The sequence below is a fragment of the Streptomyces sp. NPDC053432 genome (assembly GCF_055585365.1).
This window is the reverse complement of the sequence record NZ_JBVJKF010000003.1, coordinates 125,985-150,434: the sequence shown is the minus strand read 5'-3', so window position 1 is coordinate 150,434 and position 24,450 is coordinate 125,985. Positions and strand designations below refer to the sequence as shown.

The 24,450-nt window shown below is 72.0% G+C and carries 24 protein-coding genes; 12 read left to right on the top strand and 12 right to left on the bottom strand.

Features of this window, described 5'->3' with window-relative positions; all coding sequences use genetic code 11:
* Positions 1–319 precede the first annotated feature (319 nt).
* A complete protein-coding gene (locus tag ACZ6Y1_RS06795; RefSeq protein WP_469624091.1) occupies positions 320–1,123 on the top strand; it encodes an IclR family transcriptional regulator in 804 nt (267 codons plus the stop codon).
* A gap of 97 nt (positions 1,124–1,220) precedes the next feature.
* Here the strand turns inward: ACZ6Y1_RS06795 and ACZ6Y1_RS06790 are convergent, their stop codons facing one another.
* Together ACZ6Y1_RS06790 and ACZ6Y1_RS06785 are read right to left on the bottom strand one after the other, a co-directional pair.
* Positions 1,221–1,913, bottom strand: a complete 693-nt coding sequence (locus tag ACZ6Y1_RS06790) for an ABC transporter ATP-binding protein (RefSeq protein WP_469624088.1) — start codon at positions 1,911–1,913, stop codon at positions 1,221–1,223.
* Complete coding sequence (locus tag ACZ6Y1_RS06785) at positions 1,910–2,998, bottom strand: ABC transporter permease (RefSeq protein ID WP_469624081.1); 1,089 nt, start codon at positions 2,996–2,998, stop codon at positions 1,910–1,912. The genes ACZ6Y1_RS06790 and ACZ6Y1_RS06785 overlap by 4 nt, the downstream gene beginning before the upstream one ends.
* Before the next feature lie 133 nt (positions 2,999–3,131).
* Here ACZ6Y1_RS06785 and ACZ6Y1_RS06780 point away from each other — a divergent pair, with 133 nt between their 5' ends.
* The 3 genes from ACZ6Y1_RS06780 (at position 3,132) to ACZ6Y1_RS06770 (ending at position 5,724) form a co-directional block, all read left to right on the top strand.
* On the top strand, positions 3,132–4,454 hold the full coding sequence (locus tag ACZ6Y1_RS06780; RefSeq protein WP_469624078.1) for a sensor histidine kinase: 1,323 nt from the start codon (positions 3,132–3,134) through the stop codon (positions 4,452–4,454).
* Positions 4,451–5,080, top strand: coding sequence for a response regulator (locus tag ACZ6Y1_RS06775; protein ID WP_469624073.1), 630 nt, complete (start codon positions 4,451–4,453; stop codon positions 5,078–5,080). The genes ACZ6Y1_RS06780 and ACZ6Y1_RS06775 overlap by 4 nt, the downstream gene beginning before the upstream one ends.
* Positions 5,081–5,238: 158 nt before the next feature.
* Positions 5,239–5,724, top strand: coding sequence for a hypothetical protein (locus ACZ6Y1_RS06770; RefSeq protein WP_469624070.1), 486 nt, complete (start codon positions 5,239–5,241; stop codon positions 5,722–5,724).
* Between the two features lie 75 nt (positions 5,725–5,799).
* Here the strand turns inward: ACZ6Y1_RS06770 and yczR are convergent, their stop codons facing one another.
* The gene (yczR, locus tag ACZ6Y1_RS06765; protein WP_469624065.1) at positions 5,800–7,287 is read right to left on the bottom strand and encodes a MocR-like transcription factor YczR; all 1,488 of its coding nucleotides are present in this window, start codon (positions 7,285–7,287) and stop codon (positions 5,800–5,802) included.
* Positions 7,288–7,375: 88 nt separating this feature from the next.
* Here yczR and ACZ6Y1_RS06760 point away from each other — a divergent pair, with 88 nt between their 5' ends.
* The 4 genes from ACZ6Y1_RS06760 to ACZ6Y1_RS06745 all read left to right on the top strand — a co-directional run bounded on the left by ACZ6Y1_RS06760 (position 7,376) and on the right by ACZ6Y1_RS06745 (position 11,522).
* Entirely contained in the window at positions 7,376–7,588 is a 213-nt protein-coding gene (locus ACZ6Y1_RS06760; RefSeq protein ID WP_469624062.1) for a hypothetical protein, read from the top strand.
* Positions 7,531–8,166, top strand: a complete 636-nt coding sequence (locus ACZ6Y1_RS06755; RefSeq protein ID WP_469624059.1) for a nucleotidyltransferase family protein — start codon at positions 7,531–7,533, stop codon at positions 8,164–8,166. Before ACZ6Y1_RS06760 ends, ACZ6Y1_RS06755 begins: the two co-directional genes overlap by 58 nt.
* A gap of 251 nt (positions 8,167–8,417) precedes the next feature.
* Positions 8,418–10,037 carry a malate synthase A gene (aceB, locus tag ACZ6Y1_RS06750; protein ID WP_469624056.1) on the top strand — a complete coding sequence of 540 codons (1,620 nt, stop codon included), beginning with the start codon at positions 8,418–8,420 and terminating at the stop codon, positions 10,035–10,037.
* A 363-nt stretch (positions 10,038–10,400) separates the two neighbouring features.
* Positions 10,401–11,522 carry a GDSL-type esterase/lipase family protein gene (locus ACZ6Y1_RS06745; RefSeq protein WP_469624863.1) on the top strand — a complete coding sequence of 374 codons (1,122 nt, stop codon included), beginning with the start codon at positions 10,401–10,403 and terminating at the stop codon, positions 11,520–11,522.
* Positions 11,523–11,614: 92 nt separating this feature from the next.
* On the opposite strand, the gene ACZ6Y1_RS06740 is transcribed toward ACZ6Y1_RS06745, so the two are convergent.
* Positions 11,615–12,004 (bottom strand): VOC family protein, encoded by a 390-nt coding sequence (locus ACZ6Y1_RS06740; protein WP_469624054.1) that lies wholly within the window; start codon positions 12,002–12,004, stop codon positions 11,615–11,617.
* 115 nt (positions 12,005–12,119) lie between these two features.
* Between ACZ6Y1_RS06740 and ACZ6Y1_RS06735 the strand changes: the two genes are divergently transcribed.
* Positions 12,120–12,713 (top strand): 3'-5' exonuclease, encoded by a 594-nt coding sequence (locus ACZ6Y1_RS06735; protein WP_469624050.1) that lies wholly within the window; start codon positions 12,120–12,122, stop codon positions 12,711–12,713.
* Between the two features lie 6 nt (positions 12,714–12,719).
* On the opposite strand, the gene ACZ6Y1_RS06730 is transcribed toward ACZ6Y1_RS06735, so the two are convergent.
* On the bottom strand, positions 12,720–14,969 hold the full coding sequence (locus tag ACZ6Y1_RS06730; RefSeq protein WP_469624047.1) for an ATP-binding protein: 2,250 nt from the start codon (positions 14,967–14,969) through the stop codon (positions 12,720–12,722).
* A 149-nt stretch (positions 14,970–15,118) separates the two neighbouring features.
* Here ACZ6Y1_RS06730 and ACZ6Y1_RS06725 point away from each other — a divergent pair, with 149 nt between their 5' ends.
* Positions 15,119–16,198 carry an Lrp/AsnC family transcriptional regulator gene (locus ACZ6Y1_RS06725; protein ID WP_469624043.1) on the top strand — a complete coding sequence of 360 codons (1,080 nt, stop codon included), beginning with the start codon at positions 15,119–15,121 and terminating at the stop codon, positions 16,196–16,198.
* A gap of 224 nt (positions 16,199–16,422) precedes the next feature.
* Here ACZ6Y1_RS06725 and ACZ6Y1_RS06720 read toward each other — a convergent pair whose 3' ends face one another.
* The 7 genes from ACZ6Y1_RS06720 to ACZ6Y1_RS06690 all read right to left on the bottom strand — a co-directional run bounded on the left by ACZ6Y1_RS06720 (position 16,423) and on the right by ACZ6Y1_RS06690 (position 22,437).
* Positions 16,423–17,823, bottom strand: coding sequence for a nucleobase:cation symporter-2 family protein (locus ACZ6Y1_RS06720; protein ID WP_469624040.1), 1,401 nt, complete (start codon positions 17,821–17,823; stop codon positions 16,423–16,425).
* Between the two features lie 351 nt (positions 17,824–18,174).
* A complete protein-coding gene (locus ACZ6Y1_RS06715; RefSeq protein ID WP_469624037.1) occupies positions 18,175–19,578 on the bottom strand; it encodes an 8-oxoguanine deaminase in 1,404 nt (467 codons plus the stop codon).
* A gap of 216 nt (positions 19,579–19,794) precedes the next feature.
* Positions 19,795–20,718, bottom strand: coding sequence for a factor-independent urate hydroxylase (pucL, locus tag ACZ6Y1_RS06710; RefSeq protein ID WP_469624035.1), 924 nt, complete (start codon positions 20,716–20,718; stop codon positions 19,795–19,797).
* 1 nt (position 20,719) lies between these two features.
* A complete protein-coding gene (uraH, locus tag ACZ6Y1_RS06705) occupies positions 20,720–21,112 on the bottom strand; it encodes a hydroxyisourate hydrolase (protein WP_469624031.1) in 393 nt (130 codons plus the stop codon).
* A 2-nt stretch (positions 21,113–21,114) separates the two neighbouring features.
* The gene (uraD, locus tag ACZ6Y1_RS06700) at positions 21,115–21,636 is read right to left on the bottom strand and encodes a 2-oxo-4-hydroxy-4-carboxy-5-ureidoimidazoline decarboxylase (protein ID WP_469624029.1); all 522 of its coding nucleotides are present in this window, start codon (positions 21,634–21,636) and stop codon (positions 21,115–21,117) included.
* Between the two features lie 154 nt (positions 21,637–21,790).
* Complete coding sequence (locus ACZ6Y1_RS06695) at positions 21,791–22,189, bottom strand: helix-turn-helix domain-containing protein (RefSeq protein WP_469624025.1); 399 nt, start codon at positions 22,187–22,189, stop codon at positions 21,791–21,793.
* Positions 22,186–22,437 (bottom strand): thiamine-binding protein, encoded by a 252-nt coding sequence (locus ACZ6Y1_RS06690; RefSeq protein ID WP_384592791.1) that lies wholly within the window; start codon positions 22,435–22,437, stop codon positions 22,186–22,188. The genes ACZ6Y1_RS06695 and ACZ6Y1_RS06690 overlap by 4 nt, the downstream gene beginning before the upstream one ends.
* A gap of 125 nt (positions 22,438–22,562) precedes the next feature.
* Between ACZ6Y1_RS06690 and ACZ6Y1_RS06685 the strand changes: the two genes are divergently transcribed.
* Both ACZ6Y1_RS06685 and ACZ6Y1_RS06680 read left to right on the top strand, forming a co-directional pair.
* The gene (locus ACZ6Y1_RS06685) at positions 22,563–23,396 is read left to right on the top strand and encodes a TIM barrel protein (RefSeq protein WP_469624022.1); all 834 of its coding nucleotides are present in this window, start codon (positions 22,563–22,565) and stop codon (positions 23,394–23,396) included.
* Between the two features lie 75 nt (positions 23,397–23,471).
* Positions 23,472–24,362: a 2-hydroxy-3-oxopropionate reductase gene (locus ACZ6Y1_RS06680; protein WP_469624019.1), complete on the top strand. Its 891-nt coding sequence runs from the start codon at positions 23,472–23,474 to the stop codon at positions 24,360–24,362.
* The last annotated feature ends 88 nt before the right edge of the window (positions 24,363–24,450 follow it).

The following is a 24,450-nucleotide window of genomic DNA, read 5'->3' as shown; positions in this document are numbered from 1 at the left end:
CCCCATCTACTTCCACAGAGCGAAATTCAACGTTCTGTTGACGGAGTCTGCGGGGCGATGGAGAACCAGTCAAGAGCGCCCGGAGGGACTGCTGACACACCAGCACCCGCAATTGGATGTTTCCACAGGATGGAATTAAGGTTTCGCTATACAGAATGTAGCTACCGCCACCGGGACTCGGACAGGTAACTTCGCGAGGACGTCCGCCCCCGGACATACCGCCTCTGACCGGCGGAGACGGTATCGCCCCTGGTCTAGGGCCGACGCCGACTGACCGGTAGGCTGCTTCCTTGCCTGCCAGCACCGAAAGGACCGCGCCGTGCCGACGTCCAGCGCCAGCACCACCGACGCTTCCGCCAAGACCACCGCCGCCAGCGGTGGCGTCCAGTCCCTTGAGCGCGCCTTCGATCTGCTCGAACGCATGGCCGACGCAGGGGGCGAAGTCGGCCTCAGCGAGCTCTCCGCCGCCAGCGGACTGCCGCTGCCGACGATCCACCGTCTCATGCGCACCCTCGTCGCGTGCGGCTATGTCCGTCAGCAGCCCAACCGACGTTACTCCCTCGGGCCGCGCCTGATCCGCCTCGGCGAGTCCGCGTCGCGCCTGCTGGGCACCTGGGCCCGCCCCTACCTGGCGCGCCTGGTCGAGGAGACCGGCGAGACGGCCAACATGGCGCTGCTCGACGGGGACGAGATCGTCTACGTCGCCCAGGTGCCGTCGAAGCACTCCATGCGCATGTTCACCGAGGTCGGCCGCCGGGTGCTGCCGCACTCCACCGGCGTGGGCAAGGCGCTCCTCGCGTACACCCCCGCGGAGGAGGTGCGCGCCCTGCTGGCGCGCACCGGGATGCCCGCCGCGACCGAGAAGACCATCACCACGCCCGAGGGCTTCCTGGAGGCGCTGGAGAAGGTCCGCAAGGCCGGCTACGCGGTCGACGACAACGAGCAGGAAATAGGAGTCCGCTGCCTCGCGGTCTCCGTGCCGAACTCGCCGACCGCCGCGGCGATCTCCATCTCGGGCCCCGCCGGGCGCGTCACGGAGGCCGTGGCCGAGTCGTTCGTGCCGATCCTGCAGGGCGTGGCCGAGGAGCTCTCGGTGGCGCTGGCCAACCAGAACCCGGCGTAACGGCCGGTTCCGTACGTACGAGAGCCCCGGCTCCCCTCGCGCCGAGGGGAGCCGGGGCCTTCGCGTGCCCGCCTCAGGAGGCCGGTACCGATCCGGCTCAGGAGGCCGGTACCGGCTCGGCGCCCTGCGTCAGGCGGCCGTCGGTCATGGTCGCCGTGCGGTCCATCCGGTCCAGGTGCGCGTGGTCGTGCGTGACCAGCACGGTGGCCGTGGAGCGCTCCCGGGTCAGGGTGACCAGCAGCTCCAGGACGGCCGCGCCGCGCTCGTGGTCCAGGGCGCTGGTCGGCTCGTCGACCAGCAGCACGGCCGGCTCGTTCATCAGGGCGCGGGCGATGTTGATCCGCTGGCGCTGGCCGCCGGAGAGCTGGTGGGGGCGCTTGTCGGCCTTGTCGGCCAGTCCCACCGCGTCAAGCAGGTCCAGCGCACGGCGGCGCACGGTGCGGGCGGGGCGCCCCGACAGGTGCGTCATGACCTGGAGCTGTTCGGCCGCGGTGAGCGAGGCGAGCAGGTTCGGCTGCTGGAAGACGATGCCGATCTTCTCCCGGCGCAGCGCCGCCTTCGCGGCGGGCCCGAGTTCGGTGACGTCCGTACCGGCGACCACGACCCGGCCGGAGTCCGGGGTGACCAGGGTGGCGGCCACCGCGAGCAGGCTGGACTTGCCGGAGCCGGAGGGCCCGACGACGGCCGTCAGGGTGCCCGCGGGGACCTCCAGGCCGACCGAGTCGAGCGCGGTGAGCCTCCCGTCGCCGTCGGGGTAGGTGAGCGTGACGTCGTGGACGAGGAGGGTCATCGGGCGCTCCCGAGGGCGGTCAGCGGGTCGACGGCGGTGATCCGCCGGATGGACAGGGCGGCGCCCAGCGCACCGAGCACGATCATGATCGCGGCGGGCACGAGCACGGTGGCGGCGTCGAGGACGAAGGGCACGTCCCCGCCGCTGATCAGCGCACCGAAGCCGGCGGCGAGCGCGGTGCCCAGCCCGGTGCCGACGGCGAGCATGACCACGGCCTGGCCGAGGGCGTCCTTCAGCAGGTAGGGCGTCGAGGCACCCAGGGCCTTCAGTACGGCGATGTCGGCGCTGCGCTGGATCGTCCACACCGTGAAGAAGGCCCCTATGACCAGCGCGGAGATGGCGAAGAGGAAGCCGCGCATCAGCTGCAGCGAGCCGTTCTCGGAGGTGTACGAGCCGATGGCGCTCAGCGCCTCGTCCGGGGTCATCGCCCTGGTCCCGGCCGCCCGGTCCGCGCCGGCCAGGTCCGCCTTGCGGTCCGCGGTGACGGCGACGACGGTGGCCACGGTCCCGGTGGAGGAGCCGGGGTTCCCGATGCGCTGCCAGTCGCCCAGGTCCGCCCAGACGACCGGGGTGTGGCTGAAGGCGGCCGTGCCGGAGACCGTGGCCACGGTCAGCTCCAGCGGGCCGATCCTGACCCTGGCACCCGCGGTGAGGCCGCCGAGCTCCTTCGCGGCCTTCTCCGTGAGCACCACCCGGCCCGGGCCGGGCCGGGCCCCGTCCGGGACGAGCCCGCCCGCCGGGTCCACGCCGAATACGGAGACGCCGGCGGTGCGGTCGCCCGAGACGGCGTTGGTGGTGCGGATCCCGAGCGGCTCCGCGGAGCTCACCCCGGGCTGCTTCCGCCAGGCCTCCCAGGCGCTCTCGGGCACCTGGGAACTGGTGAACGACACCTTCTGGTCCCCGGAGGGCGCGGCGAAGGCCAGGTGGGTGGCGGGCAGGCCGGTGACGGCCGAGATGTTCTCCCGGGCCAGGCCGGAGGTGAGCCCGGACAGCAGGCCGACCAGCAGCGTGATCAGCAGCACGACCGAGCCCATGAGGGCGAATCGGCCCTTGGCGAACCGTAGATCTCTCCATGCGACGAACATGTCCCCACCCTCGTCCTCCGGGTGGCCCCGGGGCATCGCGCCACGGGAGCGTTCCTGGTATCGAAGGACGCACCCGGACATCAAACTTTCGGTTGACCGGGGGCGCCCCGGCCCGAATTACGCTGGTCGGGCCATGGTTGTTCAGAATCCCCCCGCACCGCGCCCCCTCACCCCCGTCTCCCGCGTCCTGCGGCTGTGCCTGCACGCGCTGCTCTTCGGGCTGCTCGCACTGGCCGCCGGGCGGGCCGTCGCCGACTCCGCGCCCGGGGCCGGGTGGGTGGTCGCCGCCTGCGCGCTGCTGGCCGCCGTCTACGTGGCCGGCGTACGGGCCCCCTCGGTGCACCGCTCGCCGCGTGCGGCGGCGGTGTGGCTGGCGGCGCTGGCCGCCGCCTGGGCGGCGCTGCTCGTGGTCTCGCCCGACGGGCTGTGGATCGCCTTCCCGCTGTACTTCCTGGAGCTGCACCTGCTGCCGCTGCGCTGGGGCGTCACGGCCGTCGCGGTGACCGCCTGCGCGGCCATCGCCGGTTTCCTCGGGCACAGCGGCGCGGTGACCCCCGGGGCCTTCCTGGGGCCGCTGCTGGGCGGCGCGGTGGCGGTGGCGACCGTACTGGGCTACCAGGCGCTGTACCGGGAGAGCGAGCGGCGCCGGGAGCTGATCGAGGAGCTCATCGCGACCCGGGCCGAGCTGGCCGCGGCCGAGCGGGGCGCCGGGATCATGGCCGAGCGGGAGCGGCTCGCCCGGGAGATCCACGACACCCTCGCGCAGGGCCTGTCCTCCATCCAGCTGCTGCTGCGGGCGGCGGAGCGGGCCCTCTCCGAGGCTCCGGCGGGCGGTGCGCGCCCGGCCCCGTCTGCCGTGGAAACGGCCCGGGCCCGGACCGCGGCGGCCGGCAGCGGGGCCGGGGCCACCACGGCCGGCAGCGGGGCCGAGGTCTCCGCAGCTCAGGCGGCGGCACTCGCGCACATCGCCCGGGCGCGGGAGGCCGCGCAGGAGAACCTCGCCGAGGCGCGCCGCTTCGTACGGGCCCTCACCCCGCCCGACCTGGAGCACGGGTCGCTCGCCGCCGCACTGGAGCGGCTGTGCGCGGGGGCTCCCGGGCCCCGGGTGCGGTTCTCGCTGAGCGGCAGCCCCCGCGAGCTGCCGACCCCGTACGAGGTGGCCCTGCTGCGGATCGCCCAGTCGGCGCTGGCCAATGTGGTGCGGCACGCGCGGGCCGGCCGCGCCGAGATCACGCTGACCTTCATGGACGCCTCGGTGACGCTGGACATCGTCGACGACGGGCGGGGTTTCGACCCCTCCTCGGCCGCGTCGGCCTCGGGCGACGGGGGCTTCGGGCTGCCCGCGATGCGCTCGCGCGCCGAGTCCCTGGGCGGGCTGTTCACCGTGGAGTCCGATCCGGGCCAGGGCACCGCCGTGGCCGTCACCCTGCCGTTGCCCCTGGAGGCGTCCCGATGACGATCCGGCTGCTGCTCGCCGACGACCACCCGGTGGTCCGGGCCGGGCTGCGCGCGGTGCTGGACACCGAACCGGACTTCGCCGTGGTGGCCGAGGCCGCGACCGCCGAGCGGGCCGTGGAACTGGCGGCCGCCGAGGCGGTGGACGTGGTCCTGATGGACCTCCAGTTCGGACCGGGCATGCACGGCTCCGCGGCGACGGCCCTGATCACGGCCCGCCCGGGCGCCCCGCGGGTGCTGGTGCTGACCACGTACGACACGGACGCGGACATCCTGGCGGCGGTGGAGGCGGGCGCCTCGGGCTACCTGCTCAAGGACGCGCCGCCGGAGGAGCTGGCGGCGGCCGTCCGCACGGCCGCCGCGGGGCAGTCGGCGCTGGCCCCGGCGGTGGCGCTGCGGCTGATGGACCGGATGCGGACTCCGGCGGAGGCGCTGACCAAGCGGGAGCTCGAGGTGCTCCAGCTGGTCGCGGACGGACTGTCGAACCAGCAGATCTCGAAGAAGCTGTTCCTGAGCCAGGCCACGGTCAAGTCCCACCTGGTGCACATCTACGCCAAGCTCGGCGTGGACTCCCGCACCTCGGCGGTGGCCGCCGCCGCGACCCGCCGGCTCATCCGCACGCCGTAGCCGCAGCCGCTGCGCGGAGCTCGTAACAGGGCTCGGTACGGGGGCGGGCCCCAGGTCGGATGCACCGGGCAGCAGGCGGGTACGGGCCGCGGGGCGCCGTCAGGATTCGAGGTGTTCGAAGCACACCCCGGAGCAGCGGCAGGAAAGCGACGGTCCCGATGTCCGCCACACGCAAGGTCACGCCTCACCGGCTCACCCCCGCTCCCGCGGCGCCGGCGCCGATCCGCACCGCCTACACGCTCTGGCTCACGGCCGTGGCCGCCGGAGCCTTCGAGACCGCCCTCGCAATCGGCCGGATGGTGGCCGACGGGACCGCCTCCGCCGGGGAGATCGGCGTGGGCCTGGCCGTGCGGCTGACCGTCTTCACCGTCGCCGTGCTCGTCGCGCGGCGGATGCGGGACGGTGCCCGATGGGCCCGGATCGCCCTCACGGTCGGCCTCGGGGTGCTCGGTACGGCCTCGATGGTGGTGCAGCCGCTCGGGTACCTCGCCGACGGCGGTTCGGTCGCGGCGGCTCTGTCGCAGGCGGGCGCCCTCGACCGGGTGTTCGGCGCGAGCCGCGCCGTGCACGTGGCGGCCGTGCTCACCGCCGTGGTCCTGATGTTCCGCCCGGCGGCGAACGCGTACTTCCGGCCCCGTACCTGAGCGCCGCGGCCAGGGGGTGCGGCGGGAGTGCGTGCCGGGCGCCGTGGGCGCCGTGCGGGACCTTCGCGACACCCTCTACGCCACCCAGTGCGGCCGTTCCACCGCGGGGGCCAGGGGGACGCCGTCGTGGAAGGCCGCCGCGAGGCGGCGGACGCCCTCGTCCAGGCGGTCGGCGGGCAGGGTGTACGGGATGCGGAGCCGGTGTTCGAAGGTGCCCGGGTCGACGCCGAAGCGGGCACCCCGGCCGATGTGGACCCCGGCCGCCGCGGCCCGCTCGGCCAGGGCGGAACTGACCGGCTCCCCCAGGTCCACCCAGAGCGAGAGCCCGCCCGGCGGGAGCCGCCAGGACCATTCGGGGGTGTGCCGCTGGAGGGACCGTACGAGGGCCTCGCGCTGGATCCGCAGCTGTGCGAGACGCGCGGGCAGGGTCCGGTCGAGGTCGTCGAGGAGCGGGAGAGCCACGAGCTGGTCGAGGACCGAGCCGGTCATGTCCGCCGAGACCCGTACGGCCGTCAGCTCGGTGATCATCTTCGCGCCGGCCCGGATCCAGCCGACCCGCAGCCCGCCCCAGTGCGTCTTGCTCAGCGAGCCGATGGTGATCACGTGCTCGGCGCCGCCGCGGGCGGCCAGTGAGGCCAGCGGCGCGGGCGCGGGGACGTCCAGGGCGATGTCGGCGATGGTCTCGTCGACCACCAGCCACGTGCCGGTGGACCGGGTCGCCGCGAGCAGCCGCAGCCGCTGCTCCGGCGGCATGAGGCTGCCCGTCGGGTTGTGGAAGTCGGGGACGGCGTACGCGAGCCGCGGCACCGTCTGGCGCAGGGTGGACTCGGCGATGTCCATGTCCCAGCCCGCGTCGGAGACGGCTATGGAGCCGGTGCGCACCCGCGCGTGGCGCAGGGCGTCGAGGGCGTTGGCGTAGGTCGGGTTCTCGGTGACGACCCGGTCCCCGGGTCGGCACAGCAGGCTGACGACGAGCGCGAAGGCCTGCTGGGCACCGGCCGTGACCAGGATCTGCTCGGGGCGCGTGGGCAGTCCGCGCCGGGTGAACCGGTCGGCGACGGCGGCGCGCAGGTCGGGCAGGCCGAAGGGGTGGTAACCGGGCGTGCGGCTGAGCTCGGGCAGCCTCGGGGCGGCCCGGGCGAAGGCCTCGGCGAGGCTGCCCTCGGGGGCGCCCATGGCGGCGATGGCCAGGTCGATGCCGGGATCGCCGTCGGCCTGGTAGCCGCCGGCGCCGACGAGGGCGTGGGCCCCGACGGGCCGGTGGCCGTCGGGGAGCTCGGTCCAGGTGCCGGCGCCGCGGCGGCTGCGGACGTAGCCGCTCCCGCGCAGCAGGTCGTAGGCGCCGGTGACGGTGGCCCGGCTGGCGCCGACGGCTTCGGCGAGCTCGCGCTCGGCGGGCAGACGTACGTGGAGGGCGACGCGGCCGTCGAGGATCAGGGTGCGGATCGCGTCGGCGAGGGACCGGTAGCCGGGGCGGGCCAGGACCTCCGCGGGGAGCAGCGCCGCGAGCTGGCGGCTGCCGATGATCCTGTCCGCTGTGTGGACGACTCGCCCGTTTGCCATGCCAACCTCCCCTGATTGGCTCTGCCGACCAGGCCAATCGAGGTCCAGACTCGCCGTATTGGCCCCCGATTGGCAAGGAGAAGCCGAGATGCTGACCGACCGTGACGAGCGCGCCCTGCTGGCCTCCGCCGAGAACCGGATCTCCGAGCCGCTGCGCCCCCGCGCCGCGCTGGCCTCCGTACTGGGTGTCCTGGGTGTCCTGAAGCGCCGCCGGGCGTCGCCCGAGGAGCGAGAATCGGAGACATGCCGGTTGACACCGCCACAGACCTCGGCCCCCCTGCCCGCACCGGTCCCCCGCTGATCGCGGGCCTGCTCCTGGCGGCCGGCGGCGGGCGGCGGCTGGGCGGCCGTCCCAAGGCGCTGCTCCCCTACCGCGGCCGCCCGCTGGTCGAGAACGCCGTACGGGTGCTGCGCGAGGCGGGCTGCGGCCCGGTGCACGTGGTGCTCGGCGCCTCGGCCGCCGAGGTCCGCGAGCGGGCGGACCTGGCCGGCTGCACGGTCGTGGACAACCCCGACTGGGCGCAGGGCATGGGTTCCTCCCTGCGGGCCGGCCTCGCCTCGCTGGCCGGTACGGGCGCGAGCGCCGCCCTGGTCTCGCTGGTGGACCAGCCGGGGATCGGCCCGGCCGCCGTGTCCCGGGTCCGGGAGGCGTACCGCTCCCCGGCGAGCCTGGCCGCCGCGGCGTACGACGGGGAGCGCGGCCATCCGGTGCTGTTCGGCGCGCGGCGGTGGGCGGACGTCGCGGCCACGGCGACGGGCGACAAGGGTGCGCGGGCGCACCTCGCGCGACACGCCGGGGAGCTCGTCCTGGTGGAGTGCGGGGACGTCGCGGAGGCCTTCGACATCGACACGCCGCCCGACCTGGCCCGTCTCTCCTGAGCACCGTGTGACGGTGATGGCACTGAGGGCCACGAGGATGCGGAATCTGTCGACTCAGAGAATCTCGACATCAACAAACCATTGAACTTCCACCATGAGGAAATTACTATCCACTGGTCAGAAGCGCCCTGAACCACATTCGGCGCCCGCGACCGTATACCGGAACTCTCCACACCCGACGACACTGCGTGCCGTCCAGCGCGAGCATTCCCCCGCGGCCGCCAGGCACCGCCGCTGAAGGAGTGACAGATATGTCCGCACCAGCGCCGTCCCCGCTGGCCATCGTCGATGCCGAGCCCCTGCCCCGGCAGGACGAGGTCCTGACCGAGGCGGCCCTCGCCTTCGTGGCGGAGCTCCACCGGCGGTTCGCCCCCCGCCGCGCCGAGCTCCTGGCCCGCCGCGCCGAGCGCCGCGCCGAGATCGCCCGGACCTCCACCCTCGACTTCCTCCCGGACACCGCACAGGTCCGCGAGGGAGACTGGAAGGTCGCCCCGGCCCCGGCCGCGCTGAACGACCGCCGCGTGGAGATCACCGGTCCGACGGACCGCAAGATGACCATCAACGCCCTGAACTCGGGCGCCAAGGTCTGGCTCGCCGACTTCGAGGACGCCTCCGCCCCCACCTGGGAGAACGTCGTCCTCGGCCAGCTCAACCTGATCGACGCCTACGAGCGCCGCATCGACTTCACCGACGCCCGCACCGGCAAGGCGTACGCTCTCAAGCCCGCCGCCGAGCTGGCGACCGTCGTCATGCGCCCGCGCGGCTGGCACCTCCAGGAGCGCCACCTCCAGTTCGAGGGCGCCCCGGCCTCCGGCTCGCTGGTCGACTTCGGCCTGTACTTCTTCCACAACGCGCAGCGCCTGATCGACCTCGGCAAGGGCCCGTACTTCTACCTGCCGAAGACGGAGTCGCACCTGGAGGCGCGCCTCTGGAACGAGATCTTCGTCTTCGCCCAGGACTACGTCGGCATCCCGCAGGGCACCGTCCGCGCGACCGTCCTCATCGAGACGATCACCGCCGCGTACGAGATGGAGGAGATCCTCTACGAGCTGCGCGACCACGCGGCGGGCCTGAACGCCGGCCGCTGGGACTACCTCTTCTCCATCGTCAAGAACTTCCGTGACGGCGGGGAGAAGTTCGTCCTGCCGGACCGCAACGCGGTGACGATGACGGCCCCGTTCATGCGTGCGTACACCGAGCTGCTCGTGCGCACCTGCCACAAGCGCGGCGCGCACGCCATCGGCGGCATGGCAGCCTTCATCCCGTCCCGCAAGGACGCCGAGGTCAACAAGATCGCCTTCGCGAAGGTCAAGGCGGACAAGGACCGCGAGGCGGGCGACGGCTTCGACGGCTCCTGGGTCGCCCACCCGGACCTGGTCCCGATCGCGATGGCCTCCTTCGACGCCGTGCTCGGCGAGAAGCCGAACCAGAAGGACCGCCTGCGCGAGGACGTCTCGGTCGCCCCGGGCGAGCTCATCGCGATCGACTCCCTGGACGCGAAGCCCACTTACGAGGGTCTGCGCAACGCGGTCCAGGTCGGCATCCGCTACATCGAGGCGTGGCTGCGCGGCCTCGGCGCCGTCGGCATCTTCGGCCTGATGGAGGACGCGGCCACCGCGGAGATCTCGCGCTCGCAGGTCTGGCAGTGGATCAACGCGGGCGTCGTCTTCGAGAACGGCGAGACGGCCACGGCCGACCTGACCCGCAAGATCGCGACCGAGGAACTGGCCGCCATCCGCTCGGAGGTCGGCGAGGACGCCTTCGCCTCCGGCAAGTGGCAGCAGGCCCACGACCTCTTCCTCCAGGTCTCCCTGGACGCGGACTACGCGGACTTCCTGACCCTCCCCGCGTACGACCAGCTCGCCGGCTGACACTCGCACAGCAGCCGCGCGTGAACGGCTCCGCCCCCGCCGCCCCACGGCAGCGGGGGCGGAGCCGTTTCCGTACGCGCGCACGGTGCGGGACGTGGGGCCGGTGGTGGGAGGGGGGTGAGGGCGGGCCGAACGACCGGTCGGTCGTTACTTGTTCGTAACTTCCCTGTACCTAGCGGTAACAAGCGCGCCCGTGGCACCTTTCCGTTGCCACCGGCCGGCGGTACCCCCACTTCACAGCCACGCGACGGAGTCGTAGCCGACTTCGGCATGGCCGAACGCAGGAGTTCCGCAGTGATCGGATTCCGCACCGCAAGCAAGGACCGGGACCGCCGTCGGGTGCGACGGGCGGCCGGGGCCGGGATGGTTCTGCCGCTCGCCGTCGGGGCGCTGCTGGCAGGCGGCGCCGGGACCTCCGTCGCGAGCACCGGGAGCGGCCCCACCGCCGTGGTGTCCATGGGCGACAGCTACATCTCGGGCGAGGCCGGCCGCTGGAAGGGCAACAGCCTCACCAACACCGGCAGCCGCAACGGCACCGACCGGGCGTGGATCAGCGGCAGCACGTACGACCCCGCCAAGGTGTACGGGACCACCGCGGGCGGCTGCCACCGGTCGGACTCCGCCGAGGTGCGCAGCGCGGGTGCGGTAGCCGACGTGGCGGTGAACCTCGCCTGCTCGGGGGCCGTCTCGCAGAACGTGTTCCGGGCGGCCAACGGCGGCGTGGCGTTCAAGGGCGAGGCCCCGCAGGCCGATCAGCTGGCCGCGGTGGCCGCGAGCAACGACGTCAAGGTGATCGCGCTGTCCATCGGCGGGAACGACCTGGGCTTCGCCGACATCATCAAGGAGTGCGCGCTCGACTTCAGCCTCTGGTACTCCTACTGCTACGACGACCAGCAGGCCGTGGTGGACGGGAAGATCGACGCGGCGATGGCGGGCGTGGGCAAGTCCGTGGACGAGATCCGGGCCGTGATGCGGGCTGCCGGGTACGCCGACTCCTCGTACCGGATCGTGTTGCAGTCCTACCCGTCGCCGATCCCGCGCGGCGCCGAGAACCGCTACCCGCAGAGCGACTGGAGCCGGCTCAACAGCGGCGGCTGCCCCTTCTGGAACCGGGACTCGGACTGGGCGCGGGACTCCCTCGTGCCGCAGATCGCGAACCGCATCAAGGGGGTCGCCGCGGCCAAGGGCGTGCAGTTCCTGGACCTGCGGGACATGCTCCAGGGGCGCGAGGTGTGCGCCAAGGCCAGCAAGCTGGTGAGCTCGACGGTGCCGGCGTCGGCGAGGACGAGCGAGTGGGCGCGCTGGATCGACAGCAGTGAGACCCAGGGCCTGGTGCAGGAGTCCATGCACCCCAACTACTACGGCCAGTTGGCGGCCGGCCGCTGCCTCGCCCTGGCCCTCGCCCAGCCCGCCGCCTCCGCCGTCGGCTGCAAGAACACCGCGGGCGGGGACGAGACGGGGATGTACCTGACCCCGGCCCCGTAGCGGTCCGGCGGGGCCGCGGTCCGGCGGCCGCGGCCCCGCCTCTTCACCGGACCCGCTTCTTCACGGGACCCGCTTCCTCACCGGACCCGCCGCTACATGGACTCGCTGAGCACGGACAGGATGTTGCCCGCCGGGTCCTTGAACCAGGCGATGGCGGCGGGCCCGTCCTCCTGGCGGACGATGCCCTTGGCGTCGGCCTCGAAGCCGTCGTAGCGCTCGAAGCGGACGCCCTTCGCGGTGAGTTCGTCGACCGCCTTCTCGACGTCGGCCACGGGGAAGTTGAGGACGGTGAAGGTGGCGGGCTCGTGGTCGTCCTTCGCGTAGACCATCACCTTCGTGCCGCCGGCGAAGTGCAGCGTCAGGAGCGGCATCCGCGGCTCGTCCTCGGTGACGCGGAGCCCGAGCGTGCCCGCGTAGAACTCCTTGGCCCGGCCCAGGTCGTCGACGGAGAAGCCGCTGAACGCCTTGGTGTCCTCGAACATGGGTCTCTCCCTCGGTCCGCCGCGCACCCCTCCTCCCAGTCTCCTCCCGGACCCCGGGGCCGTCGACCGGGAAATGGGGGTGATCGCGCGGGGCGCGGCTGGCATGCTCTCGCGCATGGCAGTCCGCAGCGCACGTCCCAGCCTGTACATCTCCGTCGACATCGAGGCCGACGGACCCATTCCCGGACCGTATTCGATGATCAGCTTCGGAGCCGCGGTCGCCGGCCGGCAGGACGGCGAAACGTATACGGCCGCCGACCCCGAGCGGCGGACCTTCTACCGGGAGCTGCGGCCGGTCAGCGACGCGTACGTGCCCGAGGCGCTCGCCGTCAGCGGGCTGGACCGCGACCGGCTCGTCCGCGAGGGCGAGGACCCGGCGGCCACGATGGACGCGTTCCGCGCCTGGGTGCGTGAGGTGTCGGCGGAGGCGGGGGCGCAGCCGGTGATGTGCGGCTATCCGGCGTCCTTCGACTGGACCTTCCTGTACTGGTACCTGATCCGGTTCGGCGGGGACAGCCCCTTCGGGCACTCCGGCTGCCTGGACATGAAGACCCTGTACGCGACGAAGGCGCGGGTGCCGCTGCGGGCCGCGGTCAAGGGCCGGATGCCGCGCGAGCTGCACTCCTCGCGGCGGCACACGCACCACGCGCTCGACGACGCCGTGGAACAGGCCGAACTGATGAGCAATCTGATGCTCTGGACGCCCTGAGGCCCATCAGAGTTCCGGGAGCAGGCGGTGCAGCGGGGTGCCGGCGCCCTCGCGGAGGGCTGCGCGGAAAGCCTCCGGGGAGAGGCGGGCACGCAGGACCCGTTCGGCGCGGGGGACGGGCGCGGCGGCCGGGCGGGTGCGCGAGACGCAGCCGAGCAGCCGCGCGGCTTCCAGGTATCGCCCCCGCTCCGCCTCCAGTTCCGCGAACACCTCCGCCGCGAAGGCCTGGCCGACGCCGTCGCCGAGGGCGATCAGGGTCGCCAGGGTGCGCAGCAGCGCGGCCCGCGCCGCGGCCCGCCGGCCCTCGTGGCGGTGGACGGTCGCGCGGGCGAAGTCCCCCCAGGCCCGCGCCCACGGATCGCCGTAACCCCCCGGCGCCCCGGCGAACGCCCCGGCCGCAAAGCCGGCCGACCAACCGCCGGCGGCGCCGTGGGGCGGCCCGGCGAGCGGGCCGGAAGACGGGCCGGGCAGCGGGCCCGACGGCCCGCCGGACGGCAGCCCGGGCAGCGGCCCCAACAGCGGGCCGGACTGCAGCCCAGGGAGCGGCCCCGACGGGGGGCCAGACGGCAGCCCGGGCGGCGGGCCCGGCGGTGGGTCGGAGGGCGGGCCCGGCGGTGGGACGGATGGTGGGCCGGTGATGGGGGCACCGGGCGGCGGCCCGGGCGGGCCGTCCTCGGTCGGGACCGACGCGGGGTCGGTGTGGGCGAGGGCCATCGCGTGCGCGGCTCGCAGCGCCTCCCGGCCGGGGCCGAACTCCGGTTCCTCCGGCAGCAGTTCCAGCCCCTCCAGGAACTCCCCGGCGGCGTCCTCGTACCGCTCCTCCCACAGCGCGACCGTGCCCCGCACGTGCGCGAGGTAGGCCAGGCAGGTGTCCTCCCCCTCCTGTACGGCCGCGCTCCACGCCTCGACCAGCAGCGGGTCCGCCGCGGACGCCTCGCCCAGGCTCGCCACCAGCCACGCGGCCAACCACAGCGCGCGGGCCGGCCGCGGCGCCGGGTGCAGGGCGAGGGCGCGTTCCACGTGGCGCCGGCCCTCCTCCGTCAGCCCGCATGCCGACCACAGGAACCACAGTGACACGGCGATCTCCAGGGCGGCGGCCGGGCCGGTCGCGGACAGCGGGTTCATCGCCGCCCGCAGCTCCGGCAGTTCCCGCAGGGCCAGTGCCCGCGCCTCCCCCTGCGCCCCCTGCCGCCACAGCTGCGCCGCCCGCTCCGCGAGCACCCGGCAGCGCTCGTGGTGGCGCCGGGCGGCCGTCGTCCCCTCCCCTGCCGGGCCGTGCGCGAGCCGCCGGGCCGCGTGGGCCCGTACGGACAGCGGCAGCCGGTAGCGGCCCGGGCCCGGGCCGCCGTCGGCGAGCAGGCCGGGGACGAGGTCCCGCAGCACCTCGGCGGCGCCCTCCCGGGTGAGCACACCGAAGCCGCACACCTCCGCGGCCGCCGCCAGGTCGAAGGAACCGGCGAAGACGGACAGCCGCTCGCGCACCAGCCGTTCGGCGGGCGGCGCCAGCCGGTACGAGCGCTCGGCGTCGACCCGAGTACCCCGTCCCGCGCCGCCCGCGAGGAAGGTCAGCGGATCCGCGGCCAGCCGGCGCAGCGCCTGGCCGGGGGCGTACTGGTGAGAGCGTCCGGCGGCGAGCTCCAGCGCGCCCGGAATCCCGTCGAGGGCCCGGCACAGGGCGAGGACGGCCCCCGCGTTGCGTTCGGTCAGCTCGAAGAACGGGTCGGCGCCCCGGGCCCGTTCCACGAAGAGCCGGACGGCCGCGTACCCGGCGATCCCGGCCACCGGCGGCGGCCCCGCGGGCCCGTCCGCCGCCGCGGGCGCGGCCGGCAGCGACAGCGGCGGCACGGCGGCCTCGGCCTCCTCCCGCAGCCACAGGCGCCGCTGCGACGTGGCCAGAATCCGCACCCCGGGGAGCTCCGCGAGCAGCCGCGCGGCCAGGCCGCCGGCCCGCCCGCCGAGCTGTTCGCAGCCGTCGAGCACCAGCAGCGCCTCGCGCCCCGCGAGCGCGGCGAGCAGCCCGGCCTCCAGCTCCGGCAGCCGGTGCGGCTCCAGCCGGGCCAGGTCGGCCCAGCCCGCGTCGATGCCGTCGCTGCTGGCCAGGGAGCGTACGGTGCGCACGGCGAGCCGGGTCTTGCCGATCCCGGCGGGGCCGGTGAGGGTGACCAGGCGTTCGGCCGCGAGGAGTTTCGCGACGGCGGCCAGCTCCCGTTCCCGGCCGATGAAGCTGGACAGCTCCGCGGGCACCGTCTGGCGCATGCCCGAGCCGGCCTCCCCCACAGATCCTCCCCCGATGTCCTGAACCCGGCTCCCCCGACCCCGGTGCGCTGTTGAATGCGGAAAGAGAGATGATCGGCCGGAAGTCCGGATGACCGAACGGCTACCGGGAGATCCACCAGGTGAGGGTGATGAATTCGGCCATTTCCGCCACGGATGACCTGGACCGTGCGCTCGTCCACGCACTGCAGCTCGCTCCGCGCGCGAGCTGGGAGCGGCTGGGACCGGTACTGGGCGCCCGTCCGGACACCCTGGCGCGCCGCTGGGAGCGGCTGACCGAGTCCGGCGAGGCATGGATCAGCGGGATCGGGCTGCGCACGGGCAGCACGCCGCCCCGGATGGCCTGGGTGGAGGTCACCTGCACGGCGGGCACCTCGCCGACGGTGGGCGCCGCGCTCTCCGGCGACCCGCACGCCTTGGGCGTGGAGCACCTCACGGGCGGCCGTGACCTGCTGGTCTTCGTGGCGGTGCCGGACCTGCAAGCGCTGTACCGCTACCTGTCCTTCCGGGTGCAGCTGATCCCCGGCGTCGTCTCCACCCGGTCCTCGGTGGTCACGGCCGTGCACTACGCCCCCGACCGCTGGCGCCTGGACCAGCTGACCCCGGCGCAGAGCGACCGGCTGACCGGGCGGACCGGCCGGAGCCGCCGTCCGCCGGGCCCGCCGGTGTCGGCGGGGCCTTCGGCCGCGGCCTCGATGGCGGTGGAGGAACGGCCGCTCGTCCTGGCCCTGGCCGCGGACGCCCGGCGCAGCGTGGCCTCGCTGGCCAGGGAGTTCGAGATGAGCGAGTCGACGCTGCGCAGGCGTCTGGCCCGGCTGGAGGCGGGGCAGAGCCTGCGCTTCAGCAGCGCGCTCGCGTCGGGGCTGTCGGGCTGGCCGGTCGCGGCGACGGTGTGGGCCGAGGTGGCCGAGTACGAGGTGGCGGACTGCGCGGCGGCGGCCGCGGGCCTGCGCGAGACCCGGATGTGCACGTCCGTGAGCGGGCGCTGGAACTTCATGATCAGCGTGCGGCTGCGCACGCTGGAGGACCTCGCTCGCTACACCTCCGACCTCGCCCGGCGGCTGCCGGGGCTGCGGATCACGGACTCGGCGGTGTCGTTGTACGTGCGCAAGTGCGAGGCGCAGGAACTGGACCACGAGGGCCGCCGGATCCGGACGGTCCCGCCGGACATCTGGGCGGAGCCGGCGCCGGGCTCCCCCGCGGTGGGCTGAGGGGGCGTACGGGGCCCGGACACCGCGGCGCCCCGGGCCCACGGTGCGCCGTGCTGTCCCGGACCGCACGCGACCGCACGCGAACCGGCCGGGCACGCGTACGGCCGGGGGCGCGGAACGGCCGGGCACGCGTACGGCGGTGCGCACGCCACACCCGCAGTGGGTGGCGTACGCACCGCCGTACGGAGCGGCGGGGCCGGGAAGGACGGCTCCCGCAGGCCGCGTCAGTGCACGGGCACCGGTTCCGGGCCGGAGGACACGGCCGCGTCCTTCTTGGCACCGAGGTGGTTGAAGGCCAGGTTGAGCAGGATCGCCACGACGCAGCCGGTGCTGATGCCGGAGTCGAGGACGACGAGGAGGTCCTTCGGGAAGGCGTGGTAGAAGTTCGGCGCGGCGATCGGGATCAGGCCGATGCCCACGGAGGCGGCGACGATCAGGGCGTTCTCGCCCTTCTCCATGGCGGCCCCGGCCAGGGTCTGGATCCCGCTGGCGGCGACCGATCCGAAGAGGACGATGCCGGCTCCGCCGAGGACGGGCAGCGGGACCACGCCGATGACCGAGGCGGCCATCGGACAGAGGCCGAGCAGGATCAGGATCCCGCCGCCGGCGGCGACGACGAACCGGCTGCGCACCTTGGTCATGGCGACGAGTCCGATGTTCTGCGCGAAGGCGCTGCACATGAACCCGTTGAACAGCGGGCTGAGCGCGCTGCCGAGGGTGTCGGCCCGCAGGCCCCCCTCGATGGTCTTCGAGTCCGCCGGACGGCCGACGATCTTACCGAGGGCGAGGATGTCCGCGGTGGACTCGGTCATGCAGACGAGCATGACGATGCACATCGAGATGATCGCGGCGACCTGGAACTGCGGGGCGCCGAAGTGGAAGGGGGTCGGGAAACCGACGACCGAGGCGTTCTTGACGGCGTCGAAACTGGTCATGCCGAGCGGGAGCGCGATGAGCGTGCCGGCGACCAGGCCGAGCAGGATGGAGATCTGCTGGAGGAAGCCGCGCAGGAACTTGCGCATCAGCAGGACGATCACCAGGGTGAGCGCGGCCATGCCGATGTTCTTCATCGAACCGTAGTCGGCGGCGGTGCGGTTCCCGCCCTGCGACCAGTTGAAGGCGACGGGCAGGAGCGAGACGCCGATCAGGGTGATGACGGTGCCGGTGACGACCGGCGGGAAGAAGCGGACGAGCTTGCCGAAGTAGGGAGCGGCGAAGAATCCGATGACACCGGCGACGATGATCGCGCCGAAGATGACGGGGATCGCGTTGTCCCCCTCCCCCTTGCCTATCGCGATCATGGGGGTGACACCGGCGAAGGAGACGCCGTTGACGAAGGGGAGCTTGGCTCCGATCTTCCAGAACCCGAGGGTCTGGAGGAGGGTCGCGAGGCCCGCGGTGAAGAGGGACGCGCCCATCAGGAAGGCGGTCTCGGTGGCCGAGAGGCCGACGGCGGGTCCGACGATCATGGGCGGGGCGACGACACCGGCGTACATGGCGGCGACGTGCTGGAGCCCGCTGGTGAACATCTTCAGCGGGGGAAGGGTCTCGTCCACCGGGTGTTTTCCCCCGGAGCCCTCCGGTACTGCGACTGCGTCTTTGCGAAACCTGGGCGGCAGGGCCACAGCTTCCTCCGGTCGTTGTTTAGACACGTCGCCGGCGACGACATGGGTTCAGGGAGGTGGTGCGAAAGCGGTGCGAGTCGAGCCTGTATGCAGTTGTGGTGGTGCGAATGCTTGTCCCAAGGGGTGCGGAAACGACGGCAGAACGGTTCGCCCAAACGGTTCTGCGGCTGTTTTCGCGCATGGCGGAGCCAGGTGGCGACGCCTTGTGATGTCTGCCGGGTAGGCAATGGTTCACCGCCCCCAGGGGCGCCCGAGGAAACCTCGGGCGCTCCCGGGAACGGCTGCCGCGGACCCCGCTCGGGTCCGCGGCGGCCGGCCGGGGGCCGTCCCCCCCGGCCGGACTCCGTGGGTTCAGGCCTGCGCGGAAATCCGCGCGAGGCGCTGGGCCTCTTCCCGCGTGGACACGGCGATGGCGTCCTCGTCGGCGAAGAGGAGTCGGTTGTTCTCCACGATCTGCTTCCCGCCCACGAACGAGGCCGTCACCGGGGCGGCCGCGCCGAAGACCAGCGCGGTCACCGGGTCGGCGATCGAGGAGTGCAGGAACGTGCTCAGGTTCCACAGCACCAGGTCGGCGCACTTGCCGGCCTCCAGCGAGCCGATGCTGTCGGCGCGGCCGAGGACCTGGGCGCCACCGTACGTACCCAGGCGCAGGGCCTGGCGCGCGTTCAGGGCGTGCTCGCGGTGGACCGGGTTCAGGCGGTTGATCAGGAGGGCGTTGCGCAGCTCGGTGTGCAGCTCACCGGACTCGTTGGAGGCCGTGCCGTCGACGCCGAGGCCGACCGGGACACCGGCGGCGAGCATGTCCGGGACGCGGGCGACGCCGGCGGCCAGACGGGCGTTGGAGGACGGGCAGTGTGCGACACCGGTCCTGGTACGGGCGAACGCGGCGATGTCGGAGTCGTTCATGTGGACGCTGTGCGCCATCCACACGTCCTCGCCGAGCCAGCCGGTCGACTCGAAGTAGTCGGTGGGGCCCATGCCGAACAGTTCCTTGCAGAACTGCTCCTCCTCGACGGTCTCGGACCCGTGCGTGTGCATGCGCACACCCAGGCGGCGGGCCAGCTCGGCACTCTGCTTCAGCAGCTCGGTGGAGACCGAGAAGGGGGAGCACGGCGCGACGGCGACCTGGGTCATCGAGTCGAAGGAGGCGTCGTGGTGCTTCTTGACCGTCGCCTCGGTGTCGGCGAGCGCGCCCTCCAGGGTCTCCACGGCGTGGTCCGGGGGCAGGCCGCCGTCCTTGACGCCGCGGTCCATGGAACCGCGGGCCAGGGTGAGGCGGACGCCCATCTCGGAGGCGGCGCGGATGATGGAGCCGGACAGGTCGCCGGCGCCCCGGGGGTAAACGTAGTGGTGGTCCATGGCAGTGGTGACGCCACCCCTGGCCATCGCGGCGAGGGAGCCCTGCGCGGCCGTGTACGTCATCTGCTCGTCGATGCGCGACCACGTCGGGTACAGCGCGACGAGCCAGTTGAACAGGTTGTGGTCGGTGGCCAGGCCGCGGGTGATCCACTGGTAGAAGTGGTGGTGCGTGTTGACCAGACCGGGGGTCACGAGGTGGCCGGCGGCGTCGATCCTGCGGACGACGTTGTCGAGGTTCTCGGGGGCATCGCCCGCGCCGACGAACTCGATCCTGGTCCCCGCGATGACCACGTGGCCCGAGGCGTACTCGGTGTCATTCGAGTCGACAGTTGCAATCGCACAGTTTTCGATGACGATGCGCTCCGGAGAGCCGTCATGCGAGGAGGAAGCCGCCATGACACATCCTTGTGCTTTCGTCGCGGTGCGGGCACGGCAAAACCCTGGGGATTCGAGTGCCGGAGCCGGGGGCCTTGGCAGCTGACAGTACTGCCGCCCCATATGGTGCCGCCGGGTGCCGATTCATGAGCTTGATCATGAAATTGGAGAGTGTCGCGCTGTCCCGGGGCCACTGCGGAGCCCCGGGACGGCACGTGCCGAGCGTCGACCGGACCTTTAGAGGTTGGTCATGTCCACGGGAATGCGGGCATCCACACCGTCGCGGAGGATCGTCGCCTCGATGAGACCGTACGGGCGGTCCGCGGCGAAGTACACCTCGTTGTCGTTCTTGAGGCCGAAGGGCTCGAGGTCGACCAGGAAGTGGTGCTTGTTCGGGAGCGAGAAGCGGACCTCGTCGATCTCCGAACGGTGGTTGATGATGCGCGAACCCATCTGGTACAGGGTCTGCTGCAGCGAGAGGGAGTAGGTCTCGGCGAAGGCCTGGAGCATGTGCTTCTTGACCTCGGCGTAGGACTTCTCCCAGTTGGGCATCCGCTGCTCGTCGTCCGACCAGTTGAAGCGCCAGCGACCCGACACCTGGGTGGCCAGGATGCGGTCGTACGCCTCCTGCAGGGTCGTGTACTTGTCCTTCACGTAACCCCAGAACTCGGAGTTCGTGGAGTTCATGACGACCAGGTCCTTGAGGCCGGAAATGACCTCCCAGTTCTGACCGTCGTACGTGATCTGGGTGACGCGGGTCTCCATGCCCTTGCGGACGAAGGAGTGGTTCACCTCATCGGCGCCGATGAACTTGGAGTTGGCGTCGGACGTGGCGATCCGGTCCCAGGCGTACTCCTCGATCCGGATGCGCGCGCGCTTGATCGGCTCCTGGCTGGTGACGAACCAGCGCGCCAGGTGGATGCCGAACTGCTCGGCGGACTCGATGCCGTATTCCTTGGCGAACGCGTACACCGTGTTCTTGGTGGTGTCGGTCGGAAGGCAGTTGGCGTTCGAACCGTTGTAGTGGACGTCGTCCATGTCGCCGGAGAGGGCGACCGAGACGTTCAGGTCCTTGATGTGGTGGGTGTCGCCGTCCCGCGTGATCTTGACTACGCGGTTCTCTGCTTTGCCGTACTGGTTCTGGCCCAGAATCGTGGCCATGCTAGCTCCCTCGGTAAACGGAGTAGCCGAACGGGTTGAGCAGCAGCGGTACGTGGTAGTGCTCGCCCGGGTTCACCGCGAAGGTGATGGTGACCTCGGGGAAAAACGTACCGCTGTCCCTTACGCGGGGGGCGTCCTGCTGCGCCTCGGCGGCTTGCTTCTTGGAAAAGTACGTCTCGGTCTCGAAGTCGAGACGCACGTGTGTGGTGCCCTCCGGCAGGGCCGGCAGGTCCTTGCAGCGCCCGTCCGCATCGGTGGCGGAGCCGCCCAGGGCCGCCCACTCGCCGTCGAGGCCCGTGCGGGCCGACAGGGAGATGGCGACGCCCTCGGCGGGCTTGCCGATGCTGGTGTCCAGGATGTGCGTGGACACCGACGCGGTGGTTGCGGTGCTCATGCTCACGCTCCTTCTTCTTCTGCGAGTTCCACGAGACGGGTCAGGCGGATCTTGTTGATCTTGACGAGCTCACCACGGGCGATCTCTCGCTCCTGTTCCGGCGAGTTGTCGATCCGGACCTTGACCGAGTCCCTCATGAACTCACCGGTCGCACCGGTGGCGCAGATGAGGAAGACGTGGCCGAACTTCTCCTGGTAGGCCAGGTTCAGTTCGAGGAGCTCGTTCCTGAGCTCCTCCGAGGCACCGGCCATGCCGCGCTGCTCGCGGGCGGAGGTCGGGTCTCCCGGCTTCGGCCGGCCGATCGGCGCGTGGCCTCCCATGGCCTCGCCCAGGTCCTCCGCGGTGAGCTCCGCCATGGCGGCCTCGTTCGCGGCGAACAGGGACTCGGCAGTGGCGAAGGGGCGCTGGGCGAGCATCTTGCTCCCCCATGCCGAACTGGCGCACACCTCGTGCAGCTCGGCCGTGGCCGCGCTGTCATCCAAGGCGTTGAACCGGGTGAGACCCGGGGTCGGACTCGAAGTCACGGTAGGCCTCCGTGGCCTGTTGTTGCTTTGACGGGCTCCGCATAGCTAACGCCCTGGACAACACGGCGTCAACACTTTGTTGAAACTTCGCGTACACAAAAGCCGCCGCCCGGGTGAATTGGGCGGCGGCTCGTCACTGTGGGTGAGATTACGTTCACGTTTGGCTGTTTTTACCGGATCCCTTTTGAGCCCCGGCTTCCCGGTTCAGGTAGTTGTAGACCGTGAATCGGCTTACGCCCAGTGCGCCCGCGACCGTTTCCACACCGTGCCGCACGGAGAAGGCGCCTCGCGCCTCCAGTATGCGTACGACGTCCTGCTTGGACTTCCGGTCGAGCTGCGACAACGGTACGCCGTGGCGGCGCTCCAGGGCGGCCAGGATGTGATCCAGCGAGTCCGAGAGCTGGGGCAGGCGCACGGCCAGCAGCTCCTGACCTTCCCACGTCAGCACGACGTCGTCGGGCTCGGCCTGGGCCGGATCCATCAGCTCGCCGCCCATGGCGTCGATCAGCGGTTTGACCGCGGTGACGAAGGGGTGGTCGCGGGGCTCGGTCATGGCTTCTCCTCCCCGATCACGTTGACCTGGAGCGAGACGCGCGTGGCGCCGGCCTCCAGGGAGTCGCGCAGCAGCGCGCGCACCGCGTCCAGCACGCGCTCGGCCTCGCCCTCCGCGGTGTTGCCGAACGGGCCGACGTCCACCGCCTCCAGCTGGGCCTTCTGGATGACCTCGCGGGCGGCCACGGCATGGGCGGGAGCCTCTTCGAGGTCGAAGGGCTCGGTCGTGAACTCCACTCTCAATCGCACGCGGTCAAGCTACCTCTCGGTCAGGATTTTTCGGGAGTCCGCACTTGACATCCACGCGCAAGCCCATGCAGTCTTCCATCAAGCAGAAACTAACTTCCGCAATACGGAAGGAGCGCACACCCCTCATGGGATACACGGACCAGCGCTTCGATGTGAACCTTTCGATCCTCTTCACGGAACTCCCGCTCCTGGAGCGCCCCGCGGCCGCCGCCGCGGCGGGCTTCACGGCGGTCGAGCTGTGGTGGCCCTGGATCGAGACCCCCACCCCCGCCCAGGAAGAGCTGGACGCCCTCAAGAAGGCTCTTGAGGACGCCGGCACGCAGCTGGTGGGCCTGAACTTCTACGCCGGCCAGCTGCCGGGCCCGGACCGCGGCGCGGTCTCGGTGCCGGGTGAGGAGTCGGAGCGCTTCAACGCCAACATCAACGTGGCGGCGGACTTCGCCGCCTCGGTCGGCTGCAAGGCGCTGAACGCCCTGTACGGCAACCGCGTCGAAGGCGTGGACCCGGCCGTCCAGGACGAGCTCGCCCTGAAGAACCTGGTCGTCGCGGCCCGGGCCGCGGACCGCGTCGGCGCGATCCTCCTGATCGAGACCCTCAACAAGCCCGAGTCGCCGCTCTACCCGCTGGTGAGCGCCCCGGCCGGCATCGAGGTAGTGGACAAGGTGAACGAGGCCACCGGCCTCGGCAACGCCAAGTTCCTGCTCGACCTGTACCACCTGGCGATGAACGATGAGGACCTCTCCGAGGTCATCGAAAAGTACGCCGCCAAGACCGGGCACGTCCAGATCGCCGACAAGCCCGGACGCGGTGCCCCCGGCACCGGAGAGCTGCCCCTCGAAGACCTGCTCGACCAGCTGAAGAAGGCCGGTTACCAGGGCTACGTGGGCCTGGAGTACAAGGCGGCCGACGCCGCCGCGTCCTTCGAGTGGCTGCCGGCCGAGGCCCGCGCCGCCAAGTAAGAGGACAAAGTCCGGGCGATCGGCCAGGCACCTCTCGCACTTTTCGTACGAAGCATTAAGAGAAGGACCCTCATCATGAGCAACCTCCCCAAGATCGCGTGGATCGGTCTCGGCATCATGGGCTCCCCCATGGCCGAGAACCTCCTGAAGGCCGGCTACTCGGTCACCGGTTTCACCCTGGAGCAGGACAAGCTGGACCGTCTGGCCGCCGCCGGCGGTACCGCGGCCGGCTCGATCGCCGAGGCCGTGGCCGACGCCGACGTCATCATCACGATGGTGCCCGCGTCCCCGCAGGTCGAGGCCATCTCCTACGGTGAGAACGGCATCCTGGAGAACGCCAAGTCCGGCGCGCTGATCATCGACATGTCGTCGATCACCCCGCAGACCTCCGTCGACCTGGCGAAGAACGCCGCCGAGAAGGGCATCCGCGTCCTGGACGCCCCGGTGTCCGGCGGCGAGGCCGGCGCCATCGAGGCCGTCCTGTCGATCATGGTGGGTGGCGAGCAGGCCGACTTCGACGCGGCCCTGCCGATCCTCGAGGCCCTCGGCAAGGTCATCGTCCTGTGCGGTCCGCACGGCTCCGGCCAGACGGTGAAGGCCGCCAACCAGCTCATCGTCGCGGTGAACATCCAGGCGTGCGCCGAGGCCGTCGTCTTCCTCGAGAAGTCCGGCGTGAACCTCCAGGCCGCCCTGGACGTCCTCAACGGCGGTCTGGCCGGCTCCACGGTCCTGACCCGCAAGAAGGACAACTTCCTGAACCGCGACTTCAAGCCCGGTTTCCGGATCGACCTGCACCACAAGGACATGGGCATCGTCACCGACGCCGCCCGCAACGTCGGTGCGGCCCTGCCGGTCGGCGCGGTAGTCGCCCAGCTGGTCGCCTCGCTGCGCGCTCAGGGTGACGGCGGCCTGGACCACTCGGCCCTGCTCCGTGCGGTCGAGCGCCTCTCCGGCGCCCAGCTCTGATCTTCCAGAGCACCCCTCCCCCCAGGGGGACCTGAGTTTCCGGATGGCGTCGGTGCTGACACCTGTCCTGTCGCGCCCAAGTGCCGAC